Here is a 311-nt window from a genome sequence, read left to right on the forward strand (position 1 = left end):
TGGGAGAAAGAACCTCAAAACTTGAATCCAAAATAAGGAGAGACGCGCAATTGAACATCATCTGTGATAAAACCCTGTTGAGTGCAGCCATTGACGGCGTTTCCAAAGCTGTTACACTGCGCTCCACCATCCCGGTACTGGAGGGTATCCTGCTGAAAGCCGAAGGCTTCCAGCTCACCCTGACCGGCTACGACCTGGAAATGGGCATCGTGACCACCCTTGATGCCAATGTCAAAGAGCCCGGCGAGGTGGTGCTGAACGCCAAGCTGCTCAGCAGCATGGTCAGCCGGATGCCTTCCGGCCAGATCAAC

The 311-nt window shown here is 54.3% G+C and carries 1 pseudogene; it reads left to right on the forward strand.

Going from position 1 to position 311, the window contains the following annotated elements:
* Positions 1 to 50 precede the first annotated feature (50 nt).
* Positions 51 to 311: pseudogene (locus P0G09_RS17595) on the forward strand (DNA polymerase III subunit beta); the annotation flags it as partial.

Source organism: Faecalibacterium sp. DFI.5.82, from assembly GCF_029076575.1.
GTDB lineage: Bacteria > Bacillota > Clostridia > Oscillospirales > Ruminococcaceae > Faecalibacterium > Faecalibacterium duncaniae.